This window comes from Pseudoxanthomonas koreensis (genome assembly GCF_010093225.1).
Lineage (GTDB): Bacteria > Pseudomonadota > Gammaproteobacteria > Xanthomonadales > Xanthomonadaceae > Pseudoxanthomonas > Pseudoxanthomonas koreensis.
The window spans coordinates 52,807-71,268 of the sequence record NZ_PDWM01000013.1 but is presented as its reverse complement, the minus strand read 5'-3'; the positions used below and the strand labels follow the sequence as shown (position 1 = coordinate 71,268).

Sequence of the window (18,462 nt, the reverse complement as noted above, 5' to 3'; positions counted from 1 at the left end):
CGCGCTGGCTCTGGACGTACAACCACGAGCGCCCGAATATGGCGCTCGGCGGCATCACTCCAGCCATGAAGCTGGCGATGGCCGCTTAGCTCCACTTCTGGCGGCTGCTAAAAGTGGGGGGATTACCGGGGGACCGCCGCCTGCCACTTGGCTTGGCAGGTCTGTCGTGAGTGTCTGGCGCGGCCTGCGGCGCCGCGGTCAGGCGTGGAGTACACGCTGGCTACCCTACCGGGCTGCGGTCCAAGCCAACGAGGAACTGCCTTCGCGACTTAAATGGCGAACCATCTATTTCCTGGGCTCTCCAGTGTGGAAGGTTGCCTTTGCTTGTCCATGCGGATGCGACGACATCGTCGAGCTATGTCTGATGACGTCGGTACGACCGCATTGGCAGGCGAGCGTTGATGGAGCAGATCGAGTTACGTTGAATCCGTCTGTCTGGAAAAAGCAAGGTTGCAAGTCCCACTACTTCATCCGACAAGGTCGAATCATATGGGTGTGAGTAGCCTGAGCCTCGACCTCTAAGCTCTCCCATCGGGAAACGCACTCCAGAAGCGCAAATCTAAAGATAAGCCGTTCACCTACAGGTTGACGAAGTACTTCGTCCCTGGTGTCGAATACTTTCTCACGGCCCGCGAGACTTGCGCGGCTCCCGCTTAACGGGCTTCTCGATGCTCTTGAGAAGGGTCGGAAGCTGCCTTTCCTACCCGCGATAAATCTTCCAAATCAATATGGACTAACGCGGGGGCGAGCGAAGACCCTGGACTGGGTCAACCGCGAACGGGCTCGACTTGAATAATGCATTGCCATTTCAGCGAGAACACACTGACCCGGCTCTTGCCTCGCCCACCCATGAAGTAGCAGCTGGTGTGTAGTCTCCGTCCCCGTCCTCGGTGCATGGCACGCGTCATCGAAATCAGCAAGAGCACCATCATTTAGGAACTCGCTTCGCTCTGTCTCAATAGTAGAACGAATTAGAAGAATTCTGGTCAAACCGCATCCGACATTGGCATGGAATGTCGGTGATGTTATTGACCCTCGTGTTCCGACTGTCCTCCGCGCTCACAGCCCCTGCCGGTCGCCCAATAGCCAGCGACCAGCGCCAGCAGCAGCGAGGCGATGTCGAGCATCGAAACACCATCCACGTGCTACAGGTCGATCAGGACCACGTAGCGCGCGATCGCGATGATGCCCACCACCAGCACTACCTCGAGCCGGAACCGGCTCTCCTCGATGTACGCACGCACCGTCACCAGCAGTTCGAGGCCGATCAGCACCAGCAGCGCGCCTGCGAAGCCGCGCTCGAGCAACGCCTGCAAGTCATGCACGGTCTCGATGTGCCGCGCCTGCTCGATCACGCCCTTGGCAAGCAGGTAGAACAGGTCCAGCACCGCCAGGAGCAGCGCCAGGAGAGATCTGCAGCGCGGACAGGATCAGGCGCTCGATGCGGTCCATCGCCGGTCCCGCGGGCCAGAGTTCCTTCATTGCACGCATTCCTTTCCTTCCTCGAGAAGCAGGCCCAGGCGCTCCACCTCGCGGACCAGGGACACGCTGCTGGAGACGTCCAGCGCCTGCATGATCGAGTAGCGGTGCGAATCCACCGTGCGGATGGAGATACCAAGCGCCGTTGCGATCTCGCGCGAGCGCAGCCCGGCCGCAACCATCCGCAGGACGCGCAGCTGCATCGGGGTCAACCGCGGGATCTTTTCCTGCCCCGACGCCCAGCGCCAAAGCTCGGCCGTGACGTAGACACGGCCATGCATCACTTCATCCATGGCCTTCAACAGCTCCTCCCCCGCTTCCGCCTTGAGCACGTATCCCCGCGCACCGGCCTCGAAGGCCGCACGCACCAGGGCAGGCTCAGCGTGCACGGTCAGGAAGATGACCGGGATGCCACAGCCCGCATCACCAAGCCTGCGCACCGCCTCGATCCCGCTGCAGCCCGGCAGGGACACGTCGGAGATGATTAGATCGGGATCTTTCGCGATCGCACGCTCGACCAGTCCGGGTCCGTCCGTCGCGATGTCCAGCAGCTCGTAGCGCAGTGACACTAGTCCCGCGATGCCCTCGGCCACCATGCGATGGTCGTCGGCCAGCAGTACGCGTGGACGCGACGACGGGATCATGGCGCGATCTCCACGGCCACGCACGTACCGCGCCCCGGCAAGCTCCGCATGCGGAACACGCCCCCGGCCACGGTGGCCCGCTCCCGCATCCCGCGCAGGCCCATCCCTCCGGCCCCGCCGGCTGACCCGACGTCGAAGCCGTCGCCGTTGTCAACCACCGACAGTCGCCACACGCGGCGCACCGCCACCAGGCTGACGCGGATGGCAGTAGCACCGGAATGCTCGATGGCGTTGCGCAGCGACTCCTGGGCGATCCGGTACATGCAGAGCCTCTGGTCGGGGGAAAGTGCGGCGGCGGCGGGATCGATCCGGCTGCGCACCAGGACGACACCATCCCAGGCGTCATCGACGCTCCTCGCGAGATCGTCGATTCCCTGTGCAAGTCCGACATGCTCGAGCACGGCTGGGTGCAGGCTCCGGGAAATGCCGCGGATCTCGTCCATCAGGCCCCGGATGGACCGCCGAACATCGTCGAGCCCGGCGCGGGCGCCATCCGGGAGATCGCGCGCCAGCGTGCTCAGCGCGACCGAATGCAGGCTGAGTTTCTGACACACGTTGTCGTGGAGCTCGCGCGCGATGCGCGCACCTGCCTCCTCCTGGCTGTGGATGATGCGGGCGGCGAGGCTCCTGTTCTCGATGCCGCGCTGGATCAGGCGCTCCGCCATCGCCTGGCGCTGCCGTGCCTGGATCGCCAATGCGTGCACGAGCACGCCGGCAGCGAGCGCCCACATCTGCATGACGTAGGTGTTGAGGAACACAGACTCGGACGTATCCGAACGGTCCAGCAGGACCGAAAAAATGATGGCGGGCACGAACGCCACGACCAGGCCGAGACTCGGGCCGACGCTGCCGAACTGGAAGGCCGCCAGCATCAACAGCGGCACCGGCGCGAACAGGATCAACGGGATGCTGCTCAGGTTGGAAGGGACGGCATGCCACATCGCGACGGAAACCGTCCACAACAGCGTCGTCAGCAGCAGGAACTGGAGCACCCTGGGGCGGATCTCACGCCAGGGCGCGAGACTCAGTCGCGCGACCTCCACGAGCAGCGGCGTCACCAGCATGAACGCCACCGCGTACGCCGACATGCTGAGCAGCCACAGTCGCGGAAGCGCCACGTCATCGCGGATCAGCGACACCAGGCCCACGAAGCCAACCGCGCACGCTACGGACGTGCCGACGACCATGACCAGGATGAACCGCATGAGGTCGGCAATCCCCGGGAACATGCCCCGGCGCCGCAGCGGAGCCTTGAGCATGCAGGCGCCGGCCACGATGCAGCCGCTGAGCCAGCAGTAGCCAACAAGCGGGACCAGCAGCATGCCGCTGTGCAGGTAGAACGCCATGACGCCGCCCAGCACGAATCCGGAGACGAAGGCAGGCCAGCGACGCGAGGGCACGACCAACAGATAAGCGAGCAGAAAGGCGCCCGGAAGCCAGATCGGGGTGATTTCCGTGCGGTATACCAGCAGGGCGTGGGAGACGACCTGGGTGGCGAGGGCGGTTACGAACCCGCAGGCAGCCGAACGCCATCGTGCCGGTGCCGGTGCCGGTGCCGGTGCCGGCACGCCGTCACGAACGACGTGCCCCGGGGGCCTCGAGCGCCCAAACCGGGCTGATCTTGCGGACATCGGAACTCCTTGTCCCGTGGCTCCATGGCATGCGTCGACAACCGGATTCCCCCTACCGATTCTGTACTGGCCATCCAGTCAACACAACAAGCCAATGCATGTTGCGTATTTCTACCTAGACACACTGGTGCCGCGGGACGACGCCCGGGTGCCGATGCCACGTTCGCCCACGCCCACGGCCGCCACGCGGTCCAGTTCGGCGGCGCCTACCACAGCACCATCGAAGGCGTGCTCCCGCTCAACGAGCGCTACCGGCTGGGTGGGCGGGGCCGGCTGTCCGGCTTCCACTACAACGAATTGACCGGCCAGCACTACGCCATGGTTTCGACGGGCTACAGCTACCAGCTGGCGGACGTCTTCAGTCGCTCGGCAAGCGTCGGGATGCTGCTCGAGTACGGCAATGCCTGGGAGCCGCGTTCGCGGATGTCCTTCAGCGACGGCATCCTCAACGGCAGCCTCTACCTCGGCTTCGATTCCTGGCTGGGGCCGCTGCTGCTGGGCTACGGGATGCGCGAGGGCGGCCACGGCGCCGCCTTCCTGGAACTCGGGAAGCCCTTCTGAGCGCGTGCATCGCGCAACGGTCAGGTGCGAATGACGCAGCGGAAACCGACGTGGCTGGTCGAGGTGTCGACCGGCTCGGGGTGCCGTGCCGCGGGCCGGTAGCGGCGGCAGTAGTTCGGCGCGCAGAGGTGCGAGCCACCTTTGAGCACGGCGCGCGGGATCGGGATCTCCGGCTGGCAGGGGTCGAAGCTGCCGGCCGTCTGTGTCACCCGGGGGTTCTGCGGGATGCAGCAGGCCTTGGCCGCATCGGCCCGGTGCTGCTCGGTCCAGAAGTCGGACGTCCATTCCCAGACGTTGCCGATCATGTCGAAGACGCCGTAACCGTTGGGCGGGTAATGCCCGGCCGGCGATGTGCGCAGCCAGCCGTCCTCCCTGGTGTTCTGGACCGGAAACTCCCCCTGCCAGACATTGGCCATGTGCATGCCGCCCGGAGTCAGTTCGCTCCCCCAGGCATATTCGGCATCCGCCAGCCCGCCGCGCGCCGCCAGCTCCCATTCCGCCTCGGTCGGAAGCGCCTTGCCGGCCCATTCCGCATAGGCCTGGGCATCGGAATGGCTGACATGGACCACGGGGTGATCGTCAAGTCCATCGATGGAGCTGCCCGGTCCCAGGGGCCTGTGCCAGCACGCGCCGAAGACATAGGACCACCACTGTCCCCAGAATTTGACGACGGTTCCGGGCGGGGGCGGGGTGAACACCAGCGATCCCGCACGCAGCATTTCGGGTAGCGCACCCGGGTAATCCTCGGCCCTGGGGGCGATTTCCGCGGTCGTGACATGGCCCGTGGCGCGCACGAACTCCGCAAAGCGGGCATTTGTCACGGGGTGCGCATCGATCATGAAGCCATCGACCGAAACCCGATGCGCAGGCGCCTCTTCGGGGTAGTGCTCATCCGAGCCCATCCGGAAGGTGCCGCCGGGAATTGCGATCATCCCCGCCGGCGCCGGGCCTGGCATCGCCGCCCGGGCACCAGATTCCTGGTTCATCTGCTGTCCCATTTCACCTGGATCGTTGCAAGCTGCTGGTTGAATGAAGCAGAGCCACGCCCGGGAAAGACCACTCCCGGGCATGGCCAGGCTTTCGCAGTTTATTCGGGATAGTACGCCTTGAACGAATCGATCGTGCCGTTGAACACGAAGGGCGCCAGATCGTAGTAGGCCTCCGAAACCGGCGACTGGGTGTCGCGACCGACATCAAAGCTGTCATTCGGCGTGAAGCCGACAGACGCGGTCTCGGGAACCGTACCTCTGGCCATTTCGGTGCCATTGACCCGGATCACGACATCCATGGGCGATGTGTGAGTGCCAGTCTTGACGCTTTCGATCTCGAGCGCCACCTTGCCCATCGGCAACGCGGCGGTTTCGAGTTTGGTCCGTTCGATTGCGAACTTGTTGTACTCGTAGTTCAGCTTGCCATCCTTGATCCAGACGGCCAGGCCGCCGGAATAGGCGCCAATCGCGTACATCACGCCTTCGGTTTCGGGGGTCATTTCGAACTCGATGTTCACCACGTTCGACCGCGTTCCCAACTGGGCGGCCGACGCCTCGGGCAGGCCATAGACATCCTGCGTGTAGCTGAACTCCTTCATCGGGCTGTGGGGCGCGTCTTCGGGATGCAGGACCATGGACCACAGGCCACCGCCCACCGGATAGACCCCCCCGGCCTTGGCCACCCGGTCAAAACCGTCGACCAGTTCCCTCAACTTCTCCGGATGTTCGGCCGCGACATCGCGCGACTGCGAAAAATCCGTCCTCAGGTCGTAGAGCTCCCATGTGTCATTGTCGGGATTCCAGTTGGCGATTGCGGGGTCGACACCCGGCACCCAGGGGGTACGCGGCCCGAAGACCGAAGCGATCCAGCCGTCCTTGTAGTAGGCGCGACTGCCCATCACCTCGAAATACTGGTCAGGCTTGTTCTCGGGTGCCGAGGCGCTCTTGAGCGAGGCCAGCATGGAAACGCCGTCCAGCGGCTGCTGCGTGACGCCATCCACCGTTCCGGGCGGGGTGATGTCCAGAACGTCGTAGATGGTCGGCACGATGTCGTTCACGTGATAGAACTGGCTGCGGACCTGGCCGTCATGCTTGATGCGTTCCGGCCAGGACACGGCAAGCGGCGTGCGCGTGCCGCCGAAATGCGCCGCGACAAGTTTCAGCGACTGGTAGGGCGAAGACCCGGCCCAGGCCCAGCCGGCGTGGTACATGTTGTCGGTCTTGCGCCCACCCAGCGCATCGAGCCCGCCCAACTCTTCGTTCAGGACGCGGATATGGTCCTTGATTTCGGTCTTGATGCCGTTCTGGGCCAGCAGCTCCGAAATCGTGCCGTTCTGTCCTTCAGCGGACGAACCGTTGTCGCCCCAGATGTAGAAGACCAGGGTGTTGTCCAGCTTGCCCATGCGCTCCAGCTCGTCGATCACGCGACCCGCCTGGCTATCGGCATGCTCGACGAAACCGGCAAAGACCTCCATCAGCCGCGCCTGGAAGTCGCGCTCATCCTCGGGGATGGAATTCCATGAGGCGAGGTTGTCCGGGCGCGCTGTCAATTCGGTACCCTGCGGAAGCCAGCCGATGGCTTTCTGCCCGTCAAACAGGGTCTGGCGCAGCTGATCCCAGCCGCCGTCGAACTTGCCCTTGTACTTGTCGGCCCATTCCTTGGAGACATGGTGCGGCCCATGTGCGGCGCCCGGTGCCCAGTACATCAGGAAGGGCTGGTTCGGGGCCACGGCCTCATGGTTGCGCAACCACTTGAGGGCGTGGTCGGTCATGTCCACGGTGAAATGGTAGTCCTCGCCGTGGTGCAGGTCCAAGCGCGTGGTGTTTTCAACGACGGCAGTTTCCCACTGCGACGCCTCCCCTCCCAGGAAGCCATAGAAGTAGTCGAACCCGACCAGCCGGCCGGCCGGCCAGCGGTCGTAGGGCCCGACGCGCGAAATGTCCGAAGGCGGCGTGTTGTGCCATTTGCCGAAGGCGGCGGTGGCGTAACCGTAATACCCCAGCACCTTGGCAACCGAGGCCGTCGTGGCCGGCCAGGCACCGGTATAGCCATCCCAGTTGTTGGCGAATTCCGCGATCTGGCCGAACCCGCTGCGATGCTGGTTCCGGCCCGTCAACAGCGCCGCCCGCGTCGGCGAACACATGGCCGCGTTATGGAACCGGTTGTACGACACCCCGGCATCGGCCACGCGGCTGAACGTGGGCGTGTTGATGACCCCGCCGTAGGTCGACGGCAAGCCGGGGCCAACATCATCGAGCATGATGATCAGGATGTTCGGCGCATCGGCCGGCAGATGGCTCTGCGCGGGTGGCCTGTCATGGGTGGACATCTGCATCGTGCGCTCGGCCTTGGGGCCTGGCTGGTCGGGGAAGGGCAACGACTGCTGCGCCGTGGCCGGCGGCGCCGCGAGCGCGGCCGCAATCGAACAGGCCAGGGCCAACCGCCCGATGGAAGGGAACGTCTTGCGTCGCGGCGCAGGGGGATTGAGCGGAAGATTCATGCGTAACTCTCCTTTGTGAAAACTCTTCATGAAGCACACGGCTGAAGCCGCCATAGCTGGTCGCTTCGGTCAGCTGCGCGGCTGCGCTGCCGGGAAGGTCCAGGAACCGTCGAGGATCTCGCGCCCATCCGAACCCATACGAAAGGTGCCGTCGGGAATCGCGATCATCCCCGTCGGCACCGGGCCCGCCGTTACGCTGCGCTGGCCGCTTTCGTAGTTCATCCCCTGTCCCGTCTCCACACGGCCGATGCGGGCCGGCGCCACACCTTCCTCACTGTTGGCTCTCCGCCTTCGGGGAAGGCAGGTACTTGATATGGACCTGGCCGATCCGGCCGTTGTACTTGAACGGAGCGCGGTCGAAGTAGTCCTCGGCCACCGGCGAGAAGCTGTCCTGGCCGATGTCGAAGGTATCGTTGGTCGTGAAGAAGAGGCTGGGCGTACGGGGTGCGCGGCCGCTCGCAACCTGCTTGCCGTCGATGCGGATCTTGATGTCCATGGGCATGGCCGGGCCGTCTGGGCGAAGCGATTCCACTTCGATCGACACGGGGCCGGTCGGCAACGGCTCGGTCGTTTCGATCCGCGTGCGTTCGATCTGGAAGGTATTGAACTCGAACGACAGTTTCCCGTCGTCGACCCAGAGCGCCAGCCCCCCTGCATAGGCACCGAGCGCATACAGAACGCCCTCGGAATCCGCAGCCAGGTCGACATCCATCGTGACCAGCGTGCTGGCCGAGCCAAGCTTGGGGGCATTGAATTCCGGCAGTTCGATCACGTCGCGGGTATAGAAGAACTCGGTCGCGGGGTTGCGGGGACTGTATTCGGGGTGGAAGACCGTCGACCACAGGCCGCCACCGATCGGGAAGGCCTTGTTGTTCTCGGCAGTCCTGTTGAAGCCCTCGATCATCGCTGCCAATCGCTCCGGCTCGGAGTCGGCCAGGTTCTTGCCCTGTGAGAAATCGTGCTCCAGGTTGTAGAGCTCCCAGGTGTCCTTGTCCGGCGTCCATTCGAAGATCGCCGGATCAAATCCGGGCTTCCAGGGAATGCGCGGGCCAAAGGCCGAAGCGATCCAGCCATCCTTGTAGTAGGCACGGCTGCCCATCACCTCGAAGTACTGGTCGTGCTTGTTCTCGGGGGCCTTGGGATCCGTGAGCGAGACGGCCATGCTGACGCCATCCATCGGATCCTGCGAGACGCCGTCGACCAGTTCCGGGGCCTGGATCTGCAACAGGTCGTAGATCGTCGGCACGATGTCGTTCACGTGATAGAACTGCGACCGCGGCACGGTGTCGTGCGGCAGCCTGGCAGGCCAGGACACCGCCAGCGGCGTACGGGTTCCGCCCAGATGGCTGGCTACCAGTTTGGTGCCCTGGAATGGTGTGGAACCGGCCCAGGCCCAGCCCGCGTTATACATATTGTCGGTCCTGTGCCCACCGATGGCGTCCAGCCCGCCGATTTCGTCAAGAACGCGCAGGTGGTCTTCGGCTGTGCTGCTGATGCCGTTCTGCGCCATCAGTTCCGAAATCGTGCCGCCCTGCCCTTCGGAGGAGGATCCGTTGTCGCCCCAGATGTAGAAGACCAGGGTATTGTCGCGGACGCCCATCTCATCAAGCGCGTCCAGCAGGCGCCCGGCCTGGGTGTCGGCATGTTCGGTAAAGCCGGCGAACACCTCCATCAAACGGGATTGGAACGGCCGCTGGTCCAGCGGGATATCGTCCCAGCCGGGCATGGTCGGATCACGGGGAGTGAGGATCGCGTCCTGCGGGGTCCAGCCCATCTCCTTTTGCCGCGCGAACACCTCTTCGCGCATCCTGTCCCAGCCCTCGTCGAACTGGCCTTCGTACTTGTCGGCCCATTCCTTGAAGATGTGGTGGGGACCATGTGCCGCGCCCGGTGCCCAATAGACCAGGAACGGCCGGTCGGGGGCCAGCGCACGCTGATCCTTCATCCATTTGACCGCCTTGTCGGTCATGTCCTCGGTCAGGTGATAGCCGTCGCGTTCATGTTGCGGGGGCAGGCGAGTGGTGTTTTCGACCAGCGCCGGTTCCCACTGCGAGGTTTCCCCGGCAAGGAAGCCATAGAAGTAGTCGAACCCGATGATCTGCCCGGTGGGCCAGCGGTTGAAAGGCCCCACGGCCGAGGTGTCGGTGGCGGGTGTGTTGTGCCATTTTCCAAAGGCCGCCGTGGCATAGCCGTAATAGCCCAGCACCTTGGGCAGTGACGCGCTGGTCGCGGGCCAGACCCCGGTATATCCATCCCAGTCATTGGCAAATTCGGCAATCTGGCCAAATCCGGTGCGGTGATGATTGCGCCCGGTCAACAGCGCGGCACGCGTGGGCGAGCACATCGCGGTGGTGTGGAACCGGTTGTAGGTCACACCGCTGTCCACCACCCGCTGCATTGTCGGCGTGTTGATCGGCCCGCCGAAAGACGACGACAGCGCAGGGCCGGTATCGTCCAGCAGGATGATCACGATATTCGGCGCGTCGGCCGCAAGATGGCGCTGCCTGGCCACGGGTTTGTAGTCCGCGGCGGATTCGCCCATGGTCATCTGCGCCTTGGGGCGCGGGCTGTCGGGAAAGGGCAGCGACTGCTGCGCCGTGGCCGGAGGTGCCGCGAGCACGGCCGCAATCGAACAGGCCAGGGCCAACCGCCCGAGGGAAGGGAGTGTCTTGCGCCGCGACGCAGGGGGATTGAGCGGAAAATTCATGCGTAACTCTCCTTCGTAAAAACTGTCCATGGAGCACACAGCAGAAGTTGCGATGGCTGGTCGCTCCGATCAGCCGCGCGGCTGCGCGACCGGGAAGGTCCAGGAACCGTCGAGGATCTCGCTGCGCGGGCGGTACAGCCTCACCATATAGTTCCAGCCGTCGGTGACCGGCAGGCAGTTGGGGGTGTCGACCGTGCAGTCCCCGAACTGGATCCGAGTCGAGCCGTCCTCGCCCTTCGCCGCGGTCACGCTGTTGACGACGTAGGCATCCAGGTCGTTCGCCTCGAAGTAGCCCTCGCGGTTGTAGATGCTCACCGACCAGAAGGCATCCACCGGCACCTCGCCGACATCGAGCTGGTAGACCGTGCGGCCGTCGTTGTTCTCCGGGTACACGTTCAGGTAGATCGCGTCCTTGTCGGGATTCAGGCCCCAGCCGGACGCCGCGGCGATCAGCCGGCGCACCGGGTCGACCGAGTCCGGCGTGGGACCGGCGGCGTAACGCAGGTCCGGCAGGGTGCTGGAGAGCACCAGCAGGGCGTTGCGCACCTTTTCCTGGCTCGCCATGTCCCAGGCCGGCACCTCGAACGTACCGGGACCACCCGGCTGGCTGGAGGTGACGCGGTCCTGCAGCGCGTTGGCCTGCGCCAGGTCGTCGGGATCGTTTGGATCGGCGAGGATGCGCACGCCGACCATGACGTAGCGGCTGCCCACGTCCTCCCGGGTCAGGGTGTAGGTGCCGGGGTCGTAGAAGACCTGCGGGTTGTAGTGGTCCTCGTTGATCAGCAGCGCCGAGATGAAGCGGCCTTCCCCGTCCGGAAGCGTCATCTCGACGGGGCCGGCGTCCAGGTCGAATACGGCGGACGAATACACCGTGTCCCGGTTCAGCCGGATGATGTTCTGGTTGTCTATCGCCACGGGCACGCGCGTGTGCTTGAAGCCGCCGAAGGCCCCGTCCTTGAGCTGGCCCCCCATGTAGAGGTTGGATTCGGCACGGATGAAGTTGTCCGGCGTTACCAGGATCTTTCCATCCGGGGTGTGGGCCCGGAACCTTTCATCCGTCAGGTCCGGGACGGCCGTGGCGACGGCCGGCGTGCTGGCAGCCGGCGAAGCCTCGGCCGGTGTGGTGGCGGGAGTGGCCCCCTGCTCGGCGCAGGCGCCAAGGGCGAATGCCACGGTCACCGCCAGCGATGCCCGGGTCAACGTGGACGCTCTCATCAGTGTTGCTCCTTGGTCAGTGATCATTGGCTTCCCGGCGCGGCAGACCGTACCGGGTGCGGGACTCATTCCTCGACGCGCACCGCGGCCGGCTGCTTCCAGGTCCCATCGAGCATGTCCCCGTCCGGCCAGTAGGCGCGCAGGATCATGAAGAACGGGCCATCCGGCGCGGGCAGCCAGTTCGCTTCCCTGGCCGCGCCCGGTGATTCCTTCTGGACGTGGATGGTGATGCCGCCGTCCGGGTCGCGGACCAGGTCGGCCAGCATCGTGGAGTTGATCAGGTAGCGATCGATGGGGTTCGCGGTCAGCAGGCTGGCCGGGAGCTCGTACATGGTGAGCGACCAGAAGGCGTTCACCGGAGGCAGCCCGTCCGGCCCGAAGCGGACGGCGTAGCGGTTGCGCGAACCGTCCATCGGCGCGCCGTCTGCGTCCACGAAGTAGGCGGGGTACAGCGCCTCCTCCTTGGAGTTGCCGTAGATGCCGAGCACGGCGGATGACATCCGCGCCATGTAGTCGTTGCCGAGGAACTCGCGCGTGCCGAACCCGTCCGCCGCGCTGCGCTTGCCGGTGTCGACCATCTCGGCCTTGTAGGCGTTGAAGTCGTCCCAGGCATCCGCGATGCCGGCTTCGACCGCCTCCCGGCCCTGCGCATCCAGCGCCGATGCGAACGGGCGCCCGGGGGAGATGCCCGCTTCCTCGAAGCGGCTCCGCACGTCCACCTCGCCGGGATGGACGGGCGCGAACTGGAACAGGTACGCCAGCACGTCGAAGAACTCGGCCGACGACTTCTGCGCATCCACGCCCAGCGGCCGCATGAACTCTGTGCCCAAGGCCTGCGGCGGCGCGGTCCCCGTGAAGGCGGAGAGCGGCTGCACCGTGAAGCCGGCCTGGATCTTCTCGACCTCGGGAAGGTCGTCGTTGCTGAAGAGCTGGGTGCGGTACAGCACCAAGGCGAGGTCGGTCTCCGAGCGCAGCACCGAGCGGATCCCCTCCGGTGCCTCGCCGTCCCAGCCCGGCCCGGCCAACAGGTAGCTGCCGGCGCCGTTGCCCGTCGCACGGCTGCCGACGTAGGCAAAGTTGTGCGTGTACAGATCGATGAACTGCAGCGAGTAGTAGCGGCCACCGGCCACTCCCGGAACGCTGATGACCAGCGGTTCACGGCGCAGGTCGGCGCCGAGGAACGAGTACGGCGTATCCGAGTTCGGCGTCTGGATGGCCTTGTCCTCGGGCGTGTAGACCCGCGCGATGTTGTGCACCTGGTTCCACGGGCCCTTGTACTCGGGGTTGTCGGAGTCGGCGAAGTACGAGTGCATCACCCGGTAGTTGTCGACCATGGGATAGCCGTACACGTAGGCGTCCCTGAACACCTCGGGCGACGGCTGCGCCGCGGCCGCCGGTGCGGCGTCGCCGCCGCCACTGCCGGTGCCACTTCCGCACCCGGCCAACGCGCCGGCCAGGACGAGGAGGACGCACAGCGATGCGCGGCCGAAGGCTCCGCGACGGCGCGGGGCTGATACGGTGCTGCGGCAATCTCGCCGGTATATGTTCTTTTCCATATGGGTTTGCGCTCCTGCTTCCGTGTTTGCCAGCCCGCCCGCAACGACGCCCGCCCGCTCAGAACACGAAGGCATAGCCGGCAAACGGACCGCTCATAGTCAGGTCGACGTCGGCGCCGCCGCTCTCGATCTCGATTCGCAGGTGGCGGTAGCCGAACACCCAGGCCCCATTCGACGTGTGGTACCGGGCACCGAGGCTAGCGTTCCACGCGCCCTCGGTGTCGCCGAAGGAACCGTCACCGCGCGCGGTCACGCGCCACTTCGGACCCAGAGGCCAGGTGTACCGTGCGCCCAGCATGGCGTCGAGGTAGCTGTCGCCGACGTCGAGCGTGCGTCCGACAAGCTCCGGATTGACTGGATCGATGCGCAGGCTGATGTCGGCGTCGAGGTAGCGCACGCCCGCGAACAGGTCGAGCGCCTCCAGGCGCCTGCCCGATGGCGACCAGACCCAGGCGGCCTCGAACAGGCGGGTGTCGAGGTCGGCCTCGTAGTCGGCGAAGTTGCGCGACACCCGGTCTGAGATCCCGAGATAGCTGAAGTCGAGGAACAGGCCATGTCGCTGCAGCCCGCCCTCTACGTGCAGCTGCAGCGACCCGTCGAGCTTGTCCAGGATGTCGCGGAACCGGAGCTCAGAGGAGCCCTCTATCGGCGGCACTTCAGTCCGCAGGTCGGCCCGGATGCTGGACGCCCAAGCATAGGGCTCCACGGCCCATGACCAAGCCTCCGCCTGTACGACTCCGGGTGCTGCCAAGCACGTTAAAAGCAGGATCAAGGCCGCCGTGGAACTCGCTGAACGTTGATTCATGCCACCCTCCGGATCAGTCCTGTCAAGGACCTGATCAGTTTGACACCGACTCTGTGCGACCAGTATCCGCGTAAGCAGCAGGGCCACCTCCGCAGAACTACCTAGCTTGGCCGTTCGTGGGCTGACGCGCTCTACCGCCGGTCGTCGACACCTAGTACAGCACCCGCGTCACCAATCCCTACCGCTGGATGAAGCCCGTTCTGCGTTTCCATTGATAAGTGAGGCGTTGACCTTTTTGGCATACCCCGACGCACTGTCGATCATTGGTACGAACCCAGAACACCGCTCGTTAGGCGACTTCGCCGAGCGCGTAACGCCAACCGAAGTGGAGTGGCAACGGCGCCATGAACCGCGAAGCTTAGTTGGCATCGAGAGATCAGGCGTCGCACGGTCTGAGAGCGCTCTTTCCCTTACGAGAAGGGAGTGCGTACCAGAGATAGCTCCCTAGCCCCGATAAACATCCCTAATCTTGATCGATGCCTCGGTAGCAAGTGGACTGCGTGAAGCGGATCCAAGCCTCCGGATCATCCTTCCCCTTCAGACTTCTCCAACCGCCCCTGCAACGTCCTCAGCACGTGATGGGCGATGCGTATGTCGTTCCCGGAGAGACCTTCCGCAAGGTCATCGACCTTCGAGTAGTACATGTCGACCACGGTCTCGTAGGTCCGACGCCCCTTTTTTGTCATGACCACCAGCTGTGCCCGCCGGTGATGGGGATTGGGTTGGAACTCGACCATCCCGTCCCGCAACAGGTCATTGACGATCCGTTGCACGTTCTGGCGGCTGGCACCAAGGTCGCGCGCCAGCCACGCTACGGGCCGGGGCTGGTCGGCGAAAGCGATAGCCCCCAGGACCTGCCAGCGGGCGCTCGTCAGCCCCAGCGGGGCCACCAACCGGTCCCCCCAGTTGAGGGTGCGGTTGTTGACCCGGAACATGGTGAGGATCAGGTCGGTCAGTGCCTGGCCTGAAGGACTTGCACGGGTGGCGCTCATATAGTCAGCATATTTTCAGTTTGACATTGTGTTGTCAATTCTGGCGTGCTATACATTGGCACATCGACAACATGTTGTCATGTGAGGTGCGTCGTGCTCATGATCATCCACCCGCTTGCAGGCGCGATCGCCCTGCTCACCATCGCGACATTCTGGATATCGACCGCAGTATCCGAACTGTTTCTCTCCGAGCATGCGGTAACGGTAGTGAAGACAAGCATCCCCTGGGGTTTCCTGCTCCTGATTCCAGCACTTGCCGCAGCAGGTGGATCAGGGTTCAAGCTGGCCGGAAAAGCACGCGGTGGACTTGTCGGAAAGAAGGCGAGACGTATGCCATTCATTGCCGCAAATGGCATTCTGCTCCTTGTTCCGTCGGCGCTGTTCCTCGCATGGAAAGCTGCCAACGGTGAACTGGACAGCATCTTCTACGCGGTCCAAGGCCTGGAGCTCGTCGCTGGAGCTGCAAACATCTGCCTGCTCGGCCTGAACATGAGGGACGGACTGCGCCTGAAGGGAAAGTTGTCACGCTCCCTCTGAGGGCGATACGCGTGGTGCGGGGCGGGATTCTCCTGCTTCAACCAGGCTACAAGTGGAAGTTGCCGGCCGCTTCGGGCTGGTAAAGCACCTTCTCGATCCGGATACGGCGGGTCCGGTCCGGCATCCGCCAGTCGAGGGCATCGCCCTCCCTGTAGCCCAGGATCGCGGTGCCGATGCCCGAGCACACCGACAGTTTCCCGGCACTGCGGTCCGCGTCCTCCGGGTAGACCAGGGTCACTTCCACGGCCTCGTCATCCAGCTTGAGCAGGGCCCTGGAATTCATCGTGACCACATCGCCCGCCACCTGCCCCGGGTCGACCACGGTGGCACGCTCGATCTCGTGCTCCAGCTCGAAAACACCCGGGTCCTGGGCGAATGCGAGCAGGCTGCTGAGCCGGTCCCTGTCGATCTCGGTGATGTGGATGCCGGTGGCATGGCCGGCGGGGTTTTCGCGCAGGAACCGGCGGTAGCGCGTGGAGGTCATGGCGAAGGACTCCAGCGCAGGCGTCCGGCTTTCAGGCAGGAACCCGCAGCGCTCGAAGGCCTTCAGCGAGCGCGTGTTGTCCGGGTGGATCCTGGCGATGAGCTTCTCGGCCCGCATCTCCAGGAAGGCGAGCTTCATGCCTTCGCGGATCGCGGCGGCGCCGAGCCGGCGGCCCCAGTTGTTGCGGTCGCCGATCACCAGGACCATCTCGCAATCCGGTCCGGTCTTGACCAGGCGCACGAAACCCACCCGCGCGTCATGCCGGTCGTAGGCCATGAAGAAGCGGCCGCCCTGGTTGAAAAGCGGGGTCAGGATCGGCAACTGCACCCGGCTGATGGCCTGCCCGATGAATCGCGAGACATCGCGCGAATCGCTCAGGTGGCGGGTGACGCTCTCGTCTTCCAGCCAGTCCATCAGCGTCAGCGCGTCCGCCCGGGTGATCTCCGGGCACAGCGAAATGAAAGGCTGTTTCATCTTCACTCCATGCGGAAGCAAGAATGAAAGCCCTTCATGGCCCGGCCATGACGGTTCTTTCGATAAACGGCCATTTTAACCGAGGACGCTGGCGCGGGCATGAGTACGGGCGGTCGGCGGCGTCCCGGCGCCCTGCTCTGCCGCGTCCCGCACGCCCATATCCAAGGCGTGGGTGGGCGCCCGCAGCATACGCCTGCGCGGGCGATCCGGCGTTGCGGAACGGGGACGCACCGTCACGCCGCACAATCCCCGGCCGGACGTACCATGGACCGCGCCATCCGGGGGCCGGCGGCTCACCCGAAGGCCCGCGGCATTCCGCCGGAATGCCGTTACCCATGCCTGGAGATTGAGCATGAAGACCTACGACGTCGGCTACCTGGTCGGCAGCCTTGCCAAGGAATCGATCAACCGCAAGCTCGCCCACGCGCTGTTCAAGCTCGCGCCCGCGCAGTTGAAGTTCAAGGAAATTTCCTACGCCGACCTGCCGCTCTACAGCTACGACTACGATGCCGACTACCCGCAGGCCGGACGCGACTTCAAGAAGGCGATCGAAGCCTCCGACGCGATCCTGATCATCACCCCCGAATACAACCGCTCCATCCCCGGCGGCCTGAAGAACGCCATCGACTGGGCCAGCCGCCCCTGGGGCACGAACTCCTTCAAGAACATCCCCTCCGGCGTGATCGGCACTTCGCCCGGCGCGATCGGCACCGCGGTGGGCCAGCAGCACCTGCGCAGCATCCTCGGATTCCTCAATTCGCCGCAGATGAACTCACCGGAGGCCTATATCCAGTTCAAGGACGGCTTCCTCAACGACGCTGGCGAGGTCGCCGATCCCGGCACCGCGAAGTTCCTGTCCGGCTACCTGGAGGAGTTCCACCAGTTCATCGCCCGCGTGCTCACGGTGCTGCCGCGCGGCGCGTAAGCGGGAGATCCGGAGATCCCATGATCGAACTCGTCATCCAGCAGCGGCGCCGCGACCTGGGCGCGTTCGAGGTCGGGCGCGTGCTGCCGTTCGCGAAGCGGCGCATGGTCGGGCCCTACATCTTCTTCGACCGCATGGGCCCGAAGGTCCTGGAGCCGGGCCTGCCCCGGGAGGCGGACGTGCGGCCGCACCCGCACATCGGCCTGTCGACGATCACCTACCTGTTCGACGGCGAGATCATGCATCGCGACAGCGTCGGCTCCGAGCAGCCGGTGCGCCCGGGCGAGGTGAACTGGATGACTTCCGGGCGCGGCATCACCCATTCCGAACGCTTCGAGCGCCTGCGCCGCGAGGGCGGGCCGCTGGACGGCGTCCAGCTCTGGGCGGCGCTGCCCGACGAGCGCGAGGAGATGGAGCCGGGCTTCTGGCACTACGGCAGCGAGATGCTGCCGGTGTTCGATGGCGATGGCATCGTCGGCCGCCTGATCGCCGGGCGGCTGGCCGGCGTGGAGTCGCCGGTGAAGGTCGATTCGCCGCAGTTCTACGTGCACTGGCAGTTGCGCGCCGGCGCACGCGCGTCGCTGCCGCCGGAGTACAGCGAGCGCGCGGTCTACGTCGTCAGCGGCGAGGTCGAGGTCGCCGGACAACGGATGGAGCCCGGCAGCATGGCGGTGCTCGTCGCGGGCAAGGCGGCCACGGTGGTGGCGCTGGGCGACGCGGTCGTCATGGCCCTGGGTGGCGAGCCGGTGGGGCCGCGCTACATCGACTGGAACTTCGTGTCCTCGTCGAAGGAACGGATCGAGCAGGCACGCGCCGACTGGGCGGCCGGGCGGATGAAGCTGCCGGACCTGGACAACGGCGAGTTCATCCCGCTGCCGCCCAGGATCGGCAAGCTGGTCGAACCGGAACCGATGTCCTGACGCCGCAAGCGCGCCGCGGCGGGAGGCGCTTCCCGCCGGGTT

At 65.0% G+C, this 18,462-nt stretch carries 17 protein-coding genes; 5 read left to right on the top strand and 12 right to left on the bottom strand.

Annotated elements, in window-relative coordinates:
* Positions 1-166: 166 nt before the first annotated feature.
* On the top strand, positions 167-499 hold the full coding sequence (locus CSC64_RS14060) for a ubiquitination-like system serine protease family protein (RefSeq protein WP_425501682.1): 333 nt from the start codon (positions 167-169) through the stop codon (positions 497-499).
* Positions 500-1,145: 646 nt separating this feature from the next.
* Here CSC64_RS14060 and CSC64_RS06005 read toward each other — a convergent pair.
* The 3 genes from CSC64_RS06005 to CSC64_RS05995 all read right to left on the bottom strand — a co-directional run bounded on the left by CSC64_RS06005 (position 1,146) and on the right by CSC64_RS05995 (position 3,754).
* Entirely contained in the window at positions 1,146-1,394 is a 249-nt protein-coding gene (locus CSC64_RS06005; protein WP_274381650.1) for a phosphate-starvation-inducible PsiE family protein, read from the bottom strand.
* A gap of 84 nt (positions 1,395-1,478) precedes the next feature.
* On the bottom strand, positions 1,479-2,123 hold the full coding sequence (locus CSC64_RS06000; RefSeq protein ID WP_162434420.1) for a response regulator: 645 nt from the start codon (positions 2,121-2,123) through the stop codon (positions 1,479-1,481).
* Complete coding sequence (locus CSC64_RS05995) at positions 2,120-3,754, bottom strand: sensor histidine kinase (RefSeq protein WP_162434419.1); 1,635 nt, start codon at positions 3,752-3,754, stop codon at positions 2,120-2,122. Before CSC64_RS05995 ends, CSC64_RS06000 begins: the two co-directional genes overlap by 4 nt.
* Before the next feature lie 24 nt (positions 3,755-3,778).
* On the opposite strand from CSC64_RS05995, the gene CSC64_RS05990 reads away from it, so the two are divergent.
* Positions 3,779-4,315: a hypothetical protein gene (locus CSC64_RS05990; RefSeq protein WP_162434418.1), complete on the top strand. Its 537-nt coding sequence runs from the start codon at positions 3,779-3,781 to the stop codon at positions 4,313-4,315.
* Positions 4,316-4,335: 20 nt separating this feature from the next.
* Here the strand turns inward: CSC64_RS05990 and CSC64_RS05985 are convergent, their stop codons facing one another.
* From CSC64_RS05985 to CSC64_RS05950, 8 genes are all read right to left on the bottom strand, one after another.
* Positions 4,336-5,301: a formylglycine-generating enzyme family protein gene (locus tag CSC64_RS05985; RefSeq protein ID WP_238389779.1), complete on the bottom strand. Its 966-nt coding sequence runs from the start codon at positions 5,299-5,301 to the stop codon at positions 4,336-4,338.
* Between the two features lie 101 nt (positions 5,302-5,402).
* Positions 5,403-7,805: an arylsulfatase gene (locus CSC64_RS05980; protein WP_162434417.1), complete on the bottom strand. Its 2,403-nt coding sequence runs from the start codon at positions 7,803-7,805 to the stop codon at positions 5,403-5,405.
* A gap of 69 nt (positions 7,806-7,874) precedes the next feature.
* A complete protein-coding gene (locus CSC64_RS05975; protein WP_162434416.1) occupies positions 7,875-8,027 on the bottom strand; it encodes a hypothetical protein in 153 nt (50 codons plus the stop codon).
* A gap of 49 nt (positions 8,028-8,076) precedes the next feature.
* Positions 8,077-10,512 carry an arylsulfatase gene (locus CSC64_RS05970; protein ID WP_162434415.1) on the bottom strand — a complete coding sequence of 812 codons (2,436 nt, stop codon included), beginning with the start codon at positions 10,510-10,512 and terminating at the stop codon, positions 8,077-8,079.
* Positions 10,513-10,581: 69 nt separating this feature from the next.
* Positions 10,582-11,727 (bottom strand): DUF1214 domain-containing protein, encoded by a 1,146-nt coding sequence (locus CSC64_RS05965; RefSeq protein ID WP_162434414.1) that lies wholly within the window; start codon positions 11,725-11,727, stop codon positions 10,582-10,584.
* A gap of 65 nt (positions 11,728-11,792) precedes the next feature.
* Positions 11,793-13,172 (bottom strand): DUF1254 domain-containing protein, encoded by a 1,380-nt coding sequence (locus CSC64_RS05960; protein ID WP_202922321.1) that lies wholly within the window; start codon positions 13,170-13,172, stop codon positions 11,793-11,795.
* 169 nt (positions 13,173-13,341) lie between these two features.
* Positions 13,342-14,088, bottom strand: a complete 747-nt coding sequence (locus CSC64_RS05955) for a porin family protein (RefSeq protein ID WP_162434412.1) — start codon at positions 14,086-14,088, stop codon at positions 13,342-13,344.
* A gap of 524 nt (positions 14,089-14,612) precedes the next feature.
* Positions 14,613-15,080 (bottom strand): MarR family winged helix-turn-helix transcriptional regulator, encoded by a 468-nt coding sequence (locus CSC64_RS05950; RefSeq protein ID WP_162434411.1) that lies wholly within the window; start codon positions 15,078-15,080, stop codon positions 14,613-14,615.
* A 99-nt stretch (positions 15,081-15,179) separates the two neighbouring features.
* On the opposite strand from CSC64_RS05950, the gene CSC64_RS05945 reads away from it, so the two are divergent.
* The gene (locus tag CSC64_RS05945) at positions 15,180-15,617 is read left to right on the top strand and encodes a hypothetical protein (RefSeq protein WP_202922320.1); all 438 of its coding nucleotides are present in this window, start codon (positions 15,180-15,182) and stop codon (positions 15,615-15,617) included.
* A gap of 46 nt (positions 15,618-15,663) precedes the next feature.
* Here the strand turns inward: CSC64_RS05945 and CSC64_RS05940 are convergent, their stop codons facing one another.
* Positions 15,664-16,575, bottom strand: coding sequence for a bifunctional GNAT family N-acetyltransferase/nucleoside diphosphate kinase regulator (locus tag CSC64_RS05940; RefSeq protein WP_162434409.1), 912 nt, complete (start codon positions 16,573-16,575; stop codon positions 15,664-15,666).
* Between the two features lie 352 nt (positions 16,576-16,927).
* On the opposite strand from CSC64_RS05940, the gene CSC64_RS05935 reads away from it, so the two are divergent.
* On the top strand, positions 16,928-17,500 hold the full coding sequence (locus tag CSC64_RS05935) for an NADPH-dependent FMN reductase (RefSeq protein ID WP_162434408.1): 573 nt from the start codon (positions 16,928-16,930) through the stop codon (positions 17,498-17,500).
* A gap of 20 nt (positions 17,501-17,520) precedes the next feature.
* The gene (locus CSC64_RS05930) at positions 17,521-18,420 is read left to right on the top strand and encodes a pirin family protein (protein WP_162434407.1); all 900 of its coding nucleotides are present in this window, start codon (positions 17,521-17,523) and stop codon (positions 18,418-18,420) included.
* Positions 18,421-18,462 lie beyond the last annotated feature (42 nt).